The sequence below is a fragment of the Mesorhizobium sp. B4-1-3 genome (genome assembly GCF_006439355.1).
In the GTDB taxonomy this organism is placed as follows: domain Bacteria; phylum Pseudomonadota; class Alphaproteobacteria; order Rhizobiales; family Rhizobiaceae; genus Mesorhizobium.
In genome coordinates, this window is record NZ_VFTG01000009.1 from 151,084 (window position 1) to 166,022 (window position 14,939).

Annotated in this window: 10 protein-coding genes; 6 read left to right on the forward strand and 4 right to left on the reverse strand. The window is 64.5% G+C overall.

The window, feature by feature from the left end; genetic code table 11:
* Positions 1-688 precede the first annotated feature (688 nt).
* Together FJW06_RS14510 and FJW06_RS14515 are read right to left on the reverse strand one after the other, a co-directional pair.
* Positions 689-1,411, reverse strand: coding sequence for a beta-ketoacyl-ACP reductase (locus FJW06_RS14510; protein ID WP_140752759.1), 723 nt, complete (start codon positions 1,409-1,411; stop codon positions 689-691).
* A gap of 116 nt (positions 1,412-1,527) precedes the next feature.
* The gene (locus tag FJW06_RS14515) at positions 1,528-2,712 is read right to left on the reverse strand and encodes an acetyl-CoA C-acetyltransferase (protein ID WP_140752761.1); all 1,185 of its coding nucleotides are present in this window, start codon (positions 2,710-2,712) and stop codon (positions 1,528-1,530) included.
* Positions 2,713-3,017: 305 nt separating this feature from the next.
* Here FJW06_RS14515 and phaR point away from each other — a divergent pair, with 305 nt between their 5' ends.
* Positions 3,018-3,611, forward strand: coding sequence for a polyhydroxyalkanoate synthesis repressor PhaR (phaR, locus tag FJW06_RS14520; RefSeq protein ID WP_140752763.1), 594 nt, complete (start codon positions 3,018-3,020; stop codon positions 3,609-3,611).
* A gap of 151 nt (positions 3,612-3,762) precedes the next feature.
* Here the strand turns inward: phaR and FJW06_RS14525 are convergent, their stop codons facing one another.
* A complete protein-coding gene (locus FJW06_RS14525) occupies positions 3,763-4,920 on the reverse strand; it encodes a citrate synthase (protein ID WP_140752765.1) in 1,158 nt (385 codons plus the stop codon).
* Between the two features lie 89 nt (positions 4,921-5,009).
* On the opposite strand from FJW06_RS14525, the gene FJW06_RS14530 reads away from it, so the two are divergent.
* Positions 5,010-6,095 (forward strand): citrate synthase/methylcitrate synthase, encoded by a 1,086-nt coding sequence (locus FJW06_RS14530; protein WP_140752767.1) that lies wholly within the window; start codon positions 5,010-5,012, stop codon positions 6,093-6,095.
* A gap of 172 nt (positions 6,096-6,267) precedes the next feature.
* Positions 6,268-7,398 (forward strand): patatin-like phospholipase family protein, encoded by a 1,131-nt coding sequence (locus FJW06_RS14535; RefSeq protein ID WP_140752769.1) that lies wholly within the window; start codon positions 6,268-6,270, stop codon positions 7,396-7,398.
* A 94-nt stretch (positions 7,399-7,492) separates the two neighbouring features.
* Here FJW06_RS14535 and FJW06_RS14540 read toward each other — a convergent pair whose 3' ends face one another.
* A complete protein-coding gene (locus FJW06_RS14540; RefSeq protein WP_140752771.1) occupies positions 7,493-8,377 on the reverse strand; it encodes an AraC family transcriptional regulator in 885 nt (294 codons plus the stop codon).
* Positions 8,378-8,678: 301 nt separating this feature from the next.
* Here FJW06_RS14540 and FJW06_RS14545 point away from each other — a divergent pair, with 301 nt between their 5' ends.
* The 3 genes from FJW06_RS14545 (at position 8,679) to FJW06_RS14555 (ending at position 14,901) form a co-directional block, all read left to right on the forward strand.
* Entirely contained in the window at positions 8,679-10,100 is a 1,422-nt protein-coding gene (locus tag FJW06_RS14545) for a coniferyl aldehyde dehydrogenase (protein ID WP_140752773.1), read from the forward strand.
* A gap of 357 nt (positions 10,101-10,457) precedes the next feature.
* Positions 10,458-11,651 carry an efflux RND transporter periplasmic adaptor subunit gene (locus tag FJW06_RS14550; RefSeq protein ID WP_140752858.1) on the forward strand — a complete coding sequence of 398 codons (1,194 nt, stop codon included), beginning with the start codon at positions 10,458-10,460 and terminating at the stop codon, positions 11,649-11,651.
* 73 nt (positions 11,652-11,724) lie between these two features.
* The gene (locus FJW06_RS14555) at positions 11,725-14,901 is read left to right on the forward strand and encodes an efflux RND transporter permease subunit (RefSeq protein ID WP_140752775.1); all 3,177 of its coding nucleotides are present in this window, start codon (positions 11,725-11,727) and stop codon (positions 14,899-14,901) included.
* Positions 14,902-14,939 lie beyond the last annotated feature (38 nt).

Here is a 14,939-nt window from a genome sequence, read left to right on the forward strand (position 1 = left end):
CCACTTTTCGGGATCATGCTTTTGGTCGGAGGCGCGGCGGCGCCGCCGCGTGTGACAGCCGACACATAGGGATTTAGGACGCCGAGCGAAAGCGGAATGTTCTTCTGGGGGCAGGCGGGAATGGACGCACCGGTCAAAACCGGCTGCTGTTAACGGCTGGAACGAGTCTGGAACGAATCAGCGACGAATCGCTGACTCGCTCTGATTCAGGTTTTGTTCACGGCTATATGTGGATTTTTTGACGACGAGTCGCACCACATGCTGAATCGGGAAATTGGCCCGATTCATGCTTCGCCTTCGCTGGAGCTGGACCGCCGTTAACCTTTGCCGGAAACGGTCGCGGTCGGCTCGGGACGCGCCGTCAAGATTATGAAATTATTGAACTTTCTTAATCACTTTTAACGATTTTAGCGAGCTTTGGGTCGCCCGCCGTTAACTTTTCGGCCAAAGCCGGAACGAATCGGCGACGAATCAGCGATCCGGCGACTTTCCCGGTTTGTTCGCCCCTAGATATGGTGTTTTCCACAGCTTACCCACCGAGGATTCACAGTTTGTCAGAAGGGTTGTTCACCGACCGCGGTCGTGCCGTTAACTTTTGCGTGCCGAATTGAGGCAAGGTGTCGCGCCGGCTCTGCAGCTGGCGAAAGAGGCGGCCCCGGCGCCGGAGCCGCCTTGCCGACAAACGATGTCAGGCGAAGTACTGGCCGCCATTGGCGGTGATGGTCGAGCCGGTGATGAAGCCGGCCTCGTCGGAAGCCAGGAAGACGACGCAGCGCGCGATCTCTTCCGGCTCGCCGAGGCGGCCGACCGGAATCTGAGCGACGATCGATTCCCGCACTTTTTCCGGCACGGCCATGACCATGTCGGTGGCGATGTAGCCGGGGCAGACAACATTGACGGTGATGCCCGCGCGAGCCCCCTCTTGGGCCAGCGCCTTGGTGAAGCCTATGTCGCCGGCTTTCGAGGCCGAATAGTTGACCTGGCCCATCTGGCCCTTCTGGCCGTTGATCGAAGAAATTGTGATGACGCGGCCGAACTTGCGGTCGCGCATGCCGCTCCACAAGGGATGCGTCATGTTGAAGACGCCGGAGAGATTGGTGTCGATCACTTCCTTCCACTGCGCGGGCGTCATCTTGTGGAACATGGCGTCGCGGGTGATGCCGGCATTGTTGACCAGCACAGAGACCGGACCGAGATCGGCTTCGACCTGCTTGATGCCGGCGGCGCAGGCGTCGTAGTCGGCGACCGACCATTTGTAGACCGGGACGCCGGTCTCGGCCTTGAATTTCTGCGCCGCTTCGCCATTGCCGGCATAGTTGGCCGCGACCGAATAGCCGGCGTTCTTCAGGGCGACCGATATCGCCGCACCAATGCCGCGCGATCCGCCGGTGACGATTGCTACTTTGCTCATGTTCTCCTCCCTGTTGGTGGGAGAGCGAACAGGGAGTAGCAAATAGCGAGTAGGGGATTTGATATCCCGCCGCGCGACGCTTTTTCTTCCCTACTCGCTACTCCCTATTCGCTAGCTCACAGCGCTTCCACGCACATGGCAACGCCCATGCCGCCGCCGATGCACAGCGTGGCAAGGCCCTTCTTGGCACTTCTGCGGCGCATCTCGTAGACCAGCGTGTTGAAGACGCGGGCGCCGGAAGCGCCGATCGGATGGCCGATGGCGATGGCGCCGCCGTTGACGTTGACGATCGAGGGGTCCCAACCCATGCCCTGGTTGACGGCGCAGGCCTGCGCGGCAAAAGCTTCATTGGCCTCGACGAGATCGAGATCCTTCACCGACCAGCCGGCCTTTTCCAGCGCCCGCTTCGAGGCAGGGATCGGACCCGTGCCCATGATCGCCGGATCGACGCCGGCGGTCGCCCAGGAGGCGATGCGCACCAGCGGGGTGATGCCGCGGCGGGCGGCCTCCGCCTCGGTCATCAGCAGGGCACCGGCGGCGCCGTCATTGATGCCGGACGCATTGGCAGCGGTGACCGTGCCGTCCTTGTCGAAAGCGGGCTTCAGCTTGGTCATGGCGTCGAGCGTCGCGCCATGGCGGATGTACTCGTCCTGGTCGACGATGGTGTCGCCCTTCTTGCCCTTGATGGTGAAAGCGACGATCTCGTCCTTGAATTTGCCGGCCTTTTGCGCTGCCTCGGCCTTGTTCTGCGAGGCCAGCGCGAACTCGTCCTGGGTTTCGCGGGTGATCTGGAACTGGCGGGCGACGTTCTCGGCGGTGTTGCCCATATGGTAGCCGTTGAAGGCATCCCACAGGCCGTCCTTGATCATGGTGTCGATCATCTTGTAGTCACCCATCTTAACGCCGGCGCGCAGATGCTCGGCATGCGGCGACAGCGACATCGATTCCTGGCCGCCGGCGACGATCACCTTGGCGTCGCCGGTGGCGATCTGCTGCATGCCGAGCGCGATGGCGCGCAAGCCCGAGCCGCAAACCTGGTTGAGGCCCCAGGCGGTGGTCTCCTTCGGCAGGCCGGCATTGATCGAGGCCTGGCGGGCCGGGTTCTGCCCTTGAGCGGCGGTCAGCACCTGGCCGAGAATAACCTCGTCGACTTCCGCCGCCTCGACCTTCGCACGCGCCAGGAGTTCCCTGATGACGACGGCGCCGAGCTCATGCGCCGGCGTTGCGGCGAAGCTGCCGTTGAAGGAGCCGACCGCGGTGCGGGCGGCGCTGGCGACGACGATGGAATTGGAAGCGGACATTTTCTTCTCCAGACTTCGAGGTGTCGTATTTTCGAGATCGCTTTAGGACTTTCTTGCCCGTTCGAACCCCTGAGTCAAACCGGAAATGGGCATGGCCGTCATGCGTGGCAAGCAGGGTGCGCGCCAGTCGCGGTAACGTGACGTCGGCCATGCGATGGATTTTGCAATGGCTGTGCAGCATTAAATGATGCCGCAGTGCACAAACCGCTTGGAATTGTGACGCTTTTGCGCGTATCCTCGTCAAAGGGCGCAATCGTTACCGGCCGCTTACTCCTAAAGGTGCCGGTGTCCTGGGGAGGATACGGATGGCCGCAAAAGACGACCCGATCGTCATCAAGAAGTATGCCAATCGCCGGCTCTACAATACCGGCACCAGCACCTATGTGACGCTCGAGGATTTGGCCGAGATGGTCAAGAAGGGCGAGGAGTTCACGGTCCAGGACGCAAAGACCGGCGATGACATCACGCACCCGGTGCTGACGCAGATCATCTTCGAGCTGGAGAACAAGGACGGGCAGAACATGCTGCCGATCCCGTTCCTGCGCCAGCTCATCTCCTTCTACGGCGATCAGATGCAGATGATCGTGCCGAGCTTCCTCGAACAGTCGATGATCGCCTTCTCCAAGGAACAGGAGCGGTTTCGCGAGCAGCTCAAAGGCGCCTTCGGCAAGACGCCGATGGACATGATGAAGACGCCGATGAAGGCGCTCGAGGAACAGACACGCCGCAATGTCGAGATGTTCCAGAACGCCATGCGCATGTTCACGCCGTTCCCGCCCGCCGGCGGCAATTCCCCCGCGCCGGCCGAGCCGCCGAAGAAGGAAGAGAAGTCCGACGATCTGCAGGAATTGAAGGCGCAGATCGCGGCCATGCAGCGCAAGCTCGACACGATGTCCTGACGGGTGTGCCGATATTCAGGTGAGGCCGGCCTGCGAACGACGGCTTCCTCTGCTTCCGGTGCTCACGTACCCAAAAGTACGTTCCGCTCCGGTTCTCGGAAGCCAGCGTTCTCGACTCAGCCTGACCTGAATCTCGACACCCTGACGCGCTTTACCCGTGGCTCACCGGTCTCTCGACCGGCCCATCATAGCGGGCGCGGGGCCTGATCAGCCGGTTGCTGGTCACCTGTTCGATGGCATGCGCGGTCCAGCCGACGCTGCGGCCGAGCGTGAACAGGCGGAACGGCGCGTCGGCGGGAAGATTGAGGCTACGCGTCATCGCGGCCAGCGCGAAATCGATGTTGGGGTGCAGGCCGGTCGCCGCGAGGACCGCCTTGCGCAGCCGCGACAGCCCGTCGTCGACCTCCATGCCAAAGAAAACGCCCTCGGCGCGCGGGTCGCCTTCCGGATAAAGCGGATGGCCGAAGCCGGGCAGCGGGCGGTCATGCGCCAGCCAGCGGGCGACCGCTTCGTCCGCACCAAGCCGCTCCGCGTCCTCGACCAGCGCGATCGCCGCGGCACCCGCGCCGCCGTGACGCGGGCCGGTGAGCGTCGCGAGGCCGGCGAGCAGGCAGGCGGCGATCGGCGCGCCGGTGGAGGCCGCGACGCGGGTTGCGAAGGTCGAGGCATTGAGCTCGTGATCGGCCAAAAGCACCAGCGCCTTGCGGATGAGATCGGCGCCGGCGGCCTCGATCGACCAGCCCTGGGCCAGCCTGATGTGCACGGGTTCGGATCCCGGCGTTGCGCCGAGCGCCGTTGCCAGCGCGCTGGTCGCGGCGGCGCCGTCCTCCTGCAGCATGGCCGGCCTGCGGCCAAGCGATGACCAGCCTTCGGCCGCAAGCGCCGAGAGCCGGGCGAAGGCGGTCGGCGTGCCGCTTTGCCGGGCGGCTGACGGCGTCAGCGAGACGAACGATACCGCACGGTCGGAGGTCCACAGCAGTCCGGCGGTCTCCTCGAGCGTCGCCGTCGTCGAAAATTCCACCGCGTCCTTGCCGCGATAGATGAGGCGGCCATGCAGCACCGTCGAGATCGAGGTGGCGATGGCCGGCTCGCCCCAGGCGATGGCGCTTTCGGCGATCGCCTGCGGACTCCTTCCGCGATCGCGGCGCGTGGCAAGCGCGGCGATGTCGTCGGCGCGGTACTGGCTGCGGCGCGGGTCGGCGTCGTCCGGCCTCATGCCGACGCGGCCGCGGCTGACATAGGCATAAAGCGTCTGCGGCCGGATGTTCAGCCGCTCCAGCGCTTGCTCCCGCGTCAGCCACTCCGTCATTTGCCGCCTTACATTGATTATCTTGATCAAGATTGATGCATTGATTGGCGAGCATTAATTGCAAAGCACAAAAGGTCAAGGAGACGATCATGGCGAATGGGCTCGATGATGTTGTGGCGGCCGACACGGTGCTTTCCGATGTCGACGGTTCGGGCGGGCACCTCACCATCCGAGGACATTCGCTGGCGGGGCTCGCCGGCCGCTGGCGTTACGCGCAGGTGGTGCATTTGCTGTTCGACGGCTTCTTCGACGATCTTCCCAGCGATGCCGAACTGGAAAAGGCGATCGGCAAGGCGCGGGTGGACGTATTTGATCGTGTGAAACCGCTGCTCACCCAGCTTGCGCCGCTCGACATCTACAGCGGCATGAGAGCGGGCATGGCCGTCCTGCCGGACGGCGACGGGCTTGCCGACGCGCTGCGGCTCATCGCGGCGCCGGCCGTGCTGACGCCGGCCCTGCTGCGCCTCGGCCGGGGCGAGACGCCGGTCGCTCCCGACGAAAAAGCCGATCATGCCGGCGACATGCTCAGGATGCTTGCCGGCATCGCCTCGCCGACGCTTGCCAAGGCGCTCGACAGCTATCTGGTGACGGTTTGCGACCACGGGCTCAATGCTTCGACCTTCGCGACCCGTGTCGTGGCGTCGACCCAGGCCGGCCTGACCTCGGCGATCCTGGCCGGGCTCGGCGCGCTGAAAGGCCCGCTGCATGGCGGCGCGCCGGGGCCGGTGATCGAGATGCTGGACGCCATCGAGGCGAGCGGCGATGCGACCGCCTGGCTCCGCAACCAGATCGCGCGTGACGAGCGCATCATGGGTTTCGGCCATCGCATCTACCGCGTGCGCGATCCGCGCGCCGATGCGCTCAAAGCGGTCGTGCGGCAACTCGGCTCCCGCAACGAAACGGGTAGCCGGCTAGCCCTCGCCGAAACAGTGGAACAGGCGGCGCTCGAGGTGCTCAGGATCGCCAAGCCGCAGCGCTCCATTCAAACCAATGTCGAGTTCTACACCGCGCTTCTGCTCGAAGCGGTCGGCTTCCCGAAAGAGGCGTTCTCCAACGTCTTTGCCGCTGGCCGTGTCGCCGGCTGGATTGCGCATGCCCGCGAGCAGCAGGCGACCGGACGGCTGATCCGGCCGCAGTCGCGTTATGTCGGGCCGGTGCCGGATCTGGTCGCCTGAGAGGTAGTTCCTCGCTCCCGCAGCGCGGGGCGAGGAAAATGCCATAATAACGCTTGCGTGTTCGTGTTCTTGCCTTGGTCCATCCCTATATGCTGCACTGCAACATAGGCTGACCGCGCCAGCTCCGTCCAAATGACGCGGCGGCAGGCGGCGCATCGAGACAGGGAACGCCATGGCGAAGAACGGCAAGGCGGAGGAAAAGAAGAAGATCAACATCGCGCTCCAGGGCGGCGGCTCGCACGGCGCCTTTTCATGGGGCGTGCTTGACCGTCTGCTGGAGGATGGGCGGCTGGAGATCGCGGCGGTGTCCGGCACCAGCGCGGGCGCCATGAACGCGGTGGCGCTGGCCGACGGATTCGTCCGGGGCGGGGTGGAAGGCGCGCGCAAGAAGCTCGATGATTTCTGGCGGGCGGTGGCCTCGAAGGGACGTTTCAGCCCCGTGCAGCGCATGCCGTGGGACGTGGTCTGGGGCAACTGGTCGATCGAGAACACGCCCGGCTATGTCTTCTTCGACACGATGTCGCGGGTGTTCTCGCCCTATGTCGCCAACCCGCTCGGCCTCAACCCGCTGCGCGATGTGGTGGCGAAGGAGATCGACTTCGACAATGTGCGCGCCTGCAAGTCGATGGAGCTGTTCATCTCGGCGACCAATGTCGAGACCGGACAGCTGCGCGTCTTTTCCGACGGCGAGATCGACCTCGACACGGTGATGGCGTCGGCCTGCCTGCCGCAATTGTTCCGCGCCGTCGAGATCAAGGGCGTGCCCTATTGGGATGGCGGTTATGGCGGCAATCCGGCGCTCTATCCGTTCTTCAAGACGGCGGCGACCGAGGACGTGCTTCTGGTGCAGATCAATCCGGTGGTGCGCGAAGGCACGCCGAAAAGCGCCAACGAGATCCAGAACCGCATCGACGAGATCACCTTCAATGCCGGTCTGCTGCGCGAATTCCGCTCGATCGCCTTCGTCAAGGAACTGATCGCGGCCGGGCGCCTGCCGCATGGCGAATACCGCGACATCCGCATGCACCGCATTGATGCCGACGAGGCCTTCAAGGACCTCTCGGCGTCGTCCAAGGTCAATGCCGAATGGGCTTTCATCGCCTATCTGCGCGACCTCGGCCGAAGTGCGGCCAGCGACTGGCTGGAAGAGAATTATGACGCCGTCGGCCAGCGCGCCACGCTCGATCTCTCGGGCGAGCTCGACGACGGCTTCAAGCCGCTGCGCGGTCCGGCGCCGGGGCGTCGCGTCAAGGAGTTCCTGGCGGCGCGCATCAAGCCGGAATCCGCGCGGCGGCGCGCCTGATTGCTAGGTCGTCAGCCCCCGTAAGACCGAGATCGGGTGGATAGCGGCCGGTCCGTTCTTGCGACCGGAAGAGAAAGGCCGCATTCCCGCCGCGCTATTTCAGCGGCAGAAAGAGCTCGACGACGATCTCGGGCACCGACAGTTCCGGAAGGAAGGACAGCCGTCGCTGGCAATAGATCGGAAAGTCGCGTGCTTCCTCGCCGCTGGCGGGAAGCCATTCCCGATAAAGGTAGAGTGCTGCCGGCTCCAGATTATTGGTATTGGCGGGGTAGCGCAGCACGGCGCAACGTCCGCCCGGGATCACGCCGGCCTTCATCTGCTTGTCGTCCGCCGCGATCGGCTGGTCGGTGCCGACACAAATGTCCATGCTGTAGTCGGCCGCGACAGCGGGACATCTCTCGGAACGGAAGATGTTGAAGGTCGGGCTCGTCTCTGGCGACAGGCCAGCTGCCTTGCGCCAGGCGATGAAGCGCTGGATGGTGTCGCCGAGCATCGCCCGATCCCCACGATGCTCCATGATCGCCACCGGGGTGGGAGGCACGTCGCGGATCGTCACGTCGTCATCGGTGAAAATTATCTGCATGAGCTTTCTCCTCGCGTTGTCCAGAGGCCCGAAGGCCATCAGCCACGACCCCCAGTTGGGAGATCTCCGAAACGACGACGGCGACTGTCCGCACCGTTGACGAAAGGCGCGGGCGAAGGCATCCGGTGCGTCGTAACCGGCGTCCATCGCTATGTCCGTGACGCTTTCGGCGTCCGCGTAGCCCAGCCGGGATGAAGCGCGCTTCATGCGGGCGAGCTGGATGTAGCGATGCACGAATAGCCCGAAAGTTGCGGTGAACTGCCGGTGGAAATGATATTTCGAATAGGCTGCGACACCGCTCAGCGCGTCCAAGTTCAGATCGTCGTCCAGATGCCGGTCTATGTGATCGAGCACCCGCTGCATCCGGGCATGGTGGTTATGAACTGCCGCCTTCATCGTTATTCTCCGTGGCAGCACCAGCTAAGCCGCGCAGACATGAGGCGCTCGACCGATCTTGCGGTTTTTGCCACGCGCCGCACCATCGCCAAGGACCGTTTACGCACGCCCGATTAAAGCATGAACGGCGAAAAGGGCCGTTTGCGGACCGGTCGCTTTCCTATGTCGATGACGGGTGCCAAACGCATATTTGAGGCGCTCGGATCGGGCACCGCCGGAGCATTCCCCAACGGAACCCGGGCAATGCTGGATTCGGTTGTCCGGGCGATGTAACTTACCTGAACGTAAACGGGAGGTCGCGATGCTGCAGACCAGACAGAACGCTCTCGGGGTCCGGTTTGAAGCGCAATGCAGGGCCTTTGAGAAAGAGCCGTTCCCGACGCTGGACGCGCGCAAGGACAGGCTGAAGCGCCTGCTGGCGCTTACCGAAAAGCATGAGGCCGAGATATGTGCCGCGATCGACAGCGATTTCTCGGCACGCTCGGCCGAGGAAACGCGGCTTGCCGAATTGTTCGTCGTGCGGGCCGGCATCAGGCATGCGCTGTCGCATCTCGGCGCCTGGATGCGCCAGCGGCGCGTCGCCACCAGCCTGCCGTTCCTGCCCGGCCGCAATCGCCTCCTGCCGCAGCCGCTCGGCGTCGTCGGCATCGTCTCGCCCTGGAACTATCCGTTCCAGCTCGCCGTCGCGCCGGCGACCGCGGCGCTCGCGGCCGGCAACCGCGTCATGATCAAGCCGTCGGAGCTGACGCCGAAGTTCTCGGACCTGCTCGCAAGCCTGGTCGAAAGATATTTCGCCGCCGACGAGGTCAGCGTGATAATCGGCGACGCCGATGTCGGCAAGGCATTCGTATCGCTGCCTTTCGATCACCTCCTGTTCACCGGCTCGACCGCCGTCGGCCGTCAGGTGGCGCTGGCCGCCGCTGCCAATCTGACGCCAGTGACGCTCGAGCTCGGCGGCAAGTCACCGGCGATCTTCGATTCCTCCTGCGACCTCGACGCGGCGGTCGCCAGCGTCGCCTATGGCAAGCTGCTCAATGCGGGCCAGACCTGCATCGCGCCGGACTATCTCTTGGTCCCGCAAGGCCAGGGCGAGGCGATCGCGGCCAAATTCACGGTCGCCATGGCCAAGCTCTATCCGCGCCTTGGCGATAATCCCGACTATACGGCCATCGTCAGCGAGCGGCATCACCGGCGGCTGAGCGACATGGTCGCCGAGGCACGCGATAGCGGCGCCAACATCATCGAGGTCAACCCGGCCAACGAGACGCTCGGCGTCAGCGACCGCAAGATGGCGCCGGTGCTGGTGCGCAACCCCGGCGACAATCTGCGGCTGATGCGCGAGGAGATCTTTGGGCCGGTGCTGCCGATCGTCGAATATGACACGATCGACGAGGCCATCGAGCATGTGAACCGGGGCGAGCGGCCGCTGGCGCTCTACTGGTTCGGCAGCGACAGCGCCAACCGCCAGAGGATGATGCGCGAGACGGTGGCCGGCGGCGTCACGATCAATGACTGCATGCTGCATCTGGTGCAGGAGCGGCAGCCCTTCGGCGGCGTCGGCGAGAGCGGTAGCGGCGCCTATCACGGCGAATGGGGGTTCCGCACCTTCAGCAAGGAAAAGCCGATCTTCATCCAGTCGAAGCTCAGTGCCGGCGGTTTGCTGCGCCCGCCTTACGGCAGGACATTCGAGCGTATCTTGCGGCTGCTCAACCTCGTCACTTGACAGCTTCAACCCGGCCATAGCGGGGCGAGACTGCACTCCAACCGGGTGGTTGCCACGGCTTATGGACGATTTTTCGCATCATGCTGACGGCTGCTGCCAGTAACCTTGGGGAAACCTACCGTCGCGGCGGCAAAAAGCGCCAGCCGACTGGCGGAAAAGCCTGCGTTTGTCCAGGCACAGCGTTCCACGCCGCAATGTTCCCGCAACTTTTCCGACTATATTGCGCCGCAACTTTCAGGTAGAAGCGCGCGTCCGCCGATCACGGCAAATTGAACTAGGCCCCGCGCACACCCATATCGGCCGCGCGCCCAAGTCGGAAGCGCCGACCTCGCCAGGTCCTGCTACGGAAAAATGATGATGCCGAAAATCAGGTTTCACAAGCTTGCAGCCATTGCCGTGCTCATCGGGTTCGCTGCCTGGATGGGAACTGGCGAGTTTTCCTCCGTCGGCAGCGCCGCCGACAAGTCGGTCACCACCGGCAAGTCGGCTACTACCGACAGACAAGCCGACGCCGGCAAGCCGGAGGCGGTCAAGCCGAGCAAGGCAGAAGCCGAGCCGAAGGCGGCATTGCGTACCGTCGCGGTGGTCACGCCGCCGCGCAAGACCTTCGCGCGGGCGATCCGGATTTCGGGTCTCACAGAGGCCGACAAGCGCGCCGTGCTGGCGACGCGCGTCGCCGGCGTTATCGAGAAGCTGCCGGTCAAGCAGGGCGACCGCGTCAAGACGGGCGATCTCGTGCTGATGCTCGCGGCCGAAGAGAAGATTTCCAACGTCGACAACGCCAAGCAGCTTCTTGTCCAGCGCAAGGCCGAGCTCGACGCCGCCGAGCGCCTGGCCAAGACCGGCAATCTGCCGAAGCTGCAGCTCGACACCGCCCGCTCGAACCTGACGCTGGCGCAATCGCAGCTCGACACTGCGCAGGCCGAACTCGATCGCAACGAGGTCAAGGCGCCATTCGACGGCGTCATCGATCGCATCCCGGTCGAGCTCGGCAGCTCGGTGATGCAGGGCGGCGAGGTGGCGACGATCCTGAAGCTCGACCCGGTCATCGCACGCGGCGAGATCAGCGAGCGCGACCTGCGTTACGTCAAGATCGGCGACGAGGCCAATGTGCGCCTGGTCAACGACCAGAAGGTCACCGGCACGGTCCGCTACATCAGCCGCGACGCCTCGGCGCAGACCCGCACCTTTCGCGTCGAAGTGGCGATCCCCAATGCCGACGGCTCCATCCCTGCCGGCATGACGGCCGAGATCACGCTCAGCGCCGAGCCGACCAATGCGGTCATGCTGCCGCGCTCGGTGGTGACGCTGGGCGACAAGGGCGACCTCGGCATCCGCGCCGTCGGCAAGGACGACAAGGTGGCATTCTTCCCGATCGACCTCGTCGACGACACGCCGCACGGCCTGGTGCTGGGCGGCATTCCGGAGGATGCGCGCATCATCGTCGCCGGCCAGGAACTGGTGAAGGAAGGCGACCTGGTGAAGCCCGTCGAGGCCGACCAGGCGACCATCAACAAGCTGATCAGCGAAGCCACCGCCGGCACGCAGTAAAGCACGACGCGTCATTGCCGGACCAATCCGGCGATGGCGGTCCGCAGCCTTTGAAGCATAACAGGCCGAAGTCATGGATATCGTCAGACTCGCCATCAACAACGCCCGCCTCACGATTTCGGCGCTGCTGTTCCTGCTCGTCGCGGGCTGGGTCGCCTATCAGTCGACGCCGAAGGAAGCGGAGCCCGACGTTCCGATTCCGATGATGTATGTCAGCCTGATCTATCAGGGCATCTCGCCGGAGGATTCCGAGCGGCTGCTGCTGAGGCCGATGGAAAGCAAGCTCAAGAGCCTCAAGGGGCTCAAGGAGATGCGTTCGGCCGCCTTCCAGGGCGGCGGCTATGTACTGGTCGAATTCCAGCCGCAGACCGATCTCGCGACGGCGCTGCAGGATACGCGCAGCAAGGTGCAGGACGCCAAGGCCGACCTGCCGCAGGCGGCCGAGGAGCCGACGGTCAACGAGGTCAACGTCTCGGAATTCCCGGTTCTGGTCGTGACACTTTCCGGCGACGTGCCTGAGCGCGTGCTGACATCGGCTGCGCGCGAGTTGCGCGACCGCATCGAGGAAGTGCCCGGCGTGCTCGAAGGCTCGCTGCAGGGCGCGCGCGACGATCTCGTCGAAGTGGTCATCGATCCGGTGAAGCTTTCGTCCTACGGACTGCAGCTCGACCAGGTGATCCAGGGCGTCGCTTCCTCCAACAGCCTGGTCGCGGCCGGCAATCTCGAAGGCTCGGAAGGCAAATACGCGGTCAAGGTGCCGTCGCTGATCGAGACGCCCGAGGATGTCGCCAACCTGCCGGTGGTCGCCACGCCGAACGCCGTGGTGCAGGCCAAGGACATCGCGACCATACGCTCGACCTTCAAGGACGCCGAGACGGTCACCCGCCTCGACGGCAGGCCCGCCATCGCCATCGAAGTGAAGAAGCGCATCGGCGCCAATCTGATCGACACGCTGACCCATGTCCGGGAAGTGTCGGACAATTTCATCAAGACGATGCCGGAAGGCATGCACGTCACCTACACGCAGGACAAGTCGGTCTTCGTCAACCAGCTGCTGGGCGATCTGCAGAACCATGTGATGATCGCCGTCATCCTGGTGTTCATCGTCATCCTCTACGCGCTGTCGGGGCGTGCCTCGCTGCTCATCGGCCTTGCCATCCCGTCGTCCTTCCTGATGGGCATCCTGCTGCTCGCCATGATGGGCTACACGATCAACATGATCGTGCTGTTCAGCCTCATCCTGGCTGTCGGCATGCTGGTGGACGACGCCATCATCGTCACCGAGTTCGCCGAACGGCGCATGAGCGAGGGCGTGCCCAAGGCGGATGCCTTCGCGCTCGCCGCCAAGCGCATGGCCGGACCGGTGATCGCGGCGACGATGACGCGCATCGCCGCCTTTTCGCCGCTCTTATTCTGGCCCGGCATCATCGGCGACTTCATGAAGTACATGCCGATCACGCTGATCGTGACGCTGTCGGCCTCGATGCTCTACGCGCTGGTCTTCGCGCCGACTTTGGGCGCGATCTTCGCCAAGGCGCCGGAGCATCAAGAGGGGGGCAATCGCGACGGCTGGTACATGGCGGTCGTCAAGCAGGCGGTACGCTTCCCGGTCACCGTCATCCTGCTCACCGTCGGGCTCCTGGTCGGCGTCGGCTTCGCCTATTCGAAATATGGCGCCGGCGTGGAGTTCTTCCCCAGCGTGGAGCCGGATTACGGCCTGCTCTATGTGCATGCGCGCGGCAATCTCTCGCTGGCGGAAATGGATGCGGCGACGAAAACGGCGGAAAGCCGGCTGCTCGGCTGGCCGGGCGTGAAGTCGGTCTACACCCGCGTCGGCAAGACGCAGGGCGGCGGCCAGGACATTCCCGAGGACGTGGTCGGCGTCATCCAGTATGAGTTCGTCGACTGGCGCCAGCGCAAATCCGCCAACCAGATCCTCGACGATCTACGCGGCGTGATGGCCGGCATTCCCGGAGTCGATGTCGAGGTGCGCGTGCCCGAAGCCGGCCCGCCGACCGGCAAGCCGATCCAGATCCGGCTCTCGGCCGCGGATCCGGCGGGGCTCGACGACAAGGCGCGCGCGGTGGCGGCACGCATCGCCAAGATCCCCAACGTCATCGACATTTCGGACGGCCTGCCGCCGCCCGGCGTCGACTGGGCGATCGAGGTCGACCGCGCCAAGGCGGCGCAATACGGCATCAGCCCGACCTCTGTCGGTACGGTGGTGCAGTTGGTGACCAACGGCCTCAAGCTGTCGGAGTACCGGCCAGCCGGGGCCGACGACGCGGTCGACATCCGGCTTCGCCTGCCGGAGGACCGCCGCACCCTGTCGACGCTCGACGAGCTGCGCGTGCAGACCCCGCAAGGGTCGGTGCCGATCTCGAACTTCGTCGTCAGGAAGCCTGAGCCGACTGTCGGCGTGCTCAACCGCATCGATGGCGCGCGCACCGTTGTCGTGCAGGCCAATGTCAGCGCCGGCGCGCAGGTGGCGGCGGTGCAGGAACAGGTCACCAAGGCCGTCGCCGACATGGATCTCGGCAGCGGCATCCGCTGGAAGCTCGCCGGCTCCAACGAGGACAGCGCGGAAGCCAGCGCCTTCCTCGGCAAGGCCTTTGGCGCGGCGATCTTCCTGATCTTCCTGGTGCTGCTGGCGCAGTTCAACAAGTTCACCAGCGTGTGGCTCGTCTTGTCCTGCGTGGTCATGGCGACGATCGGCGTATTCTTAGGATTGCTTCTGACAGGCGAGGCCTTCGGCATCGTCATGTCGGGCATCGGCGTGATCGCGCTGGCCGGCGTGGTGGTGAACAACAACATCGTTTTGATCGACACCTATGACCGGCTGCGCGAGGAAGGCTGGGACAAGATGGAAGCGGTGCTGCAGACCTGCCGTGAACGCGCCCGTCCGGTGGTGCTGACGGCGGTGTCGGCGATCCTCGGCGTGCTGCCGATCGCCTTCGGCCTTGGTCTCGAAATCTTCCATCACGAGACGACGATCAACGCGCCGTCGACGCAATGGTGGATTTCGCTGTCCTCGGCGATCGTCTTCGGCCTGTCCTTCGCGACGCTGCTGACGCTGGTGGTGACGCCGTCGATGCTGATGGTCTTCACCCGCGCCAAGGTGAAGCCCGGCCAGCGGCGCGGCTGGCTCAGCCGCCTGTTCCGGCGCGGCAAGGGCGAGGTCTCGACGGGCGAGGCGGCCAGCGATGCCGGCGTCGAGCCGGAGGTCGCCTTTCCGAAAGCCGCGGAATAGAGCGGTTTCGCGGTACCAAGGCAAAAAGCCGCCCGGGA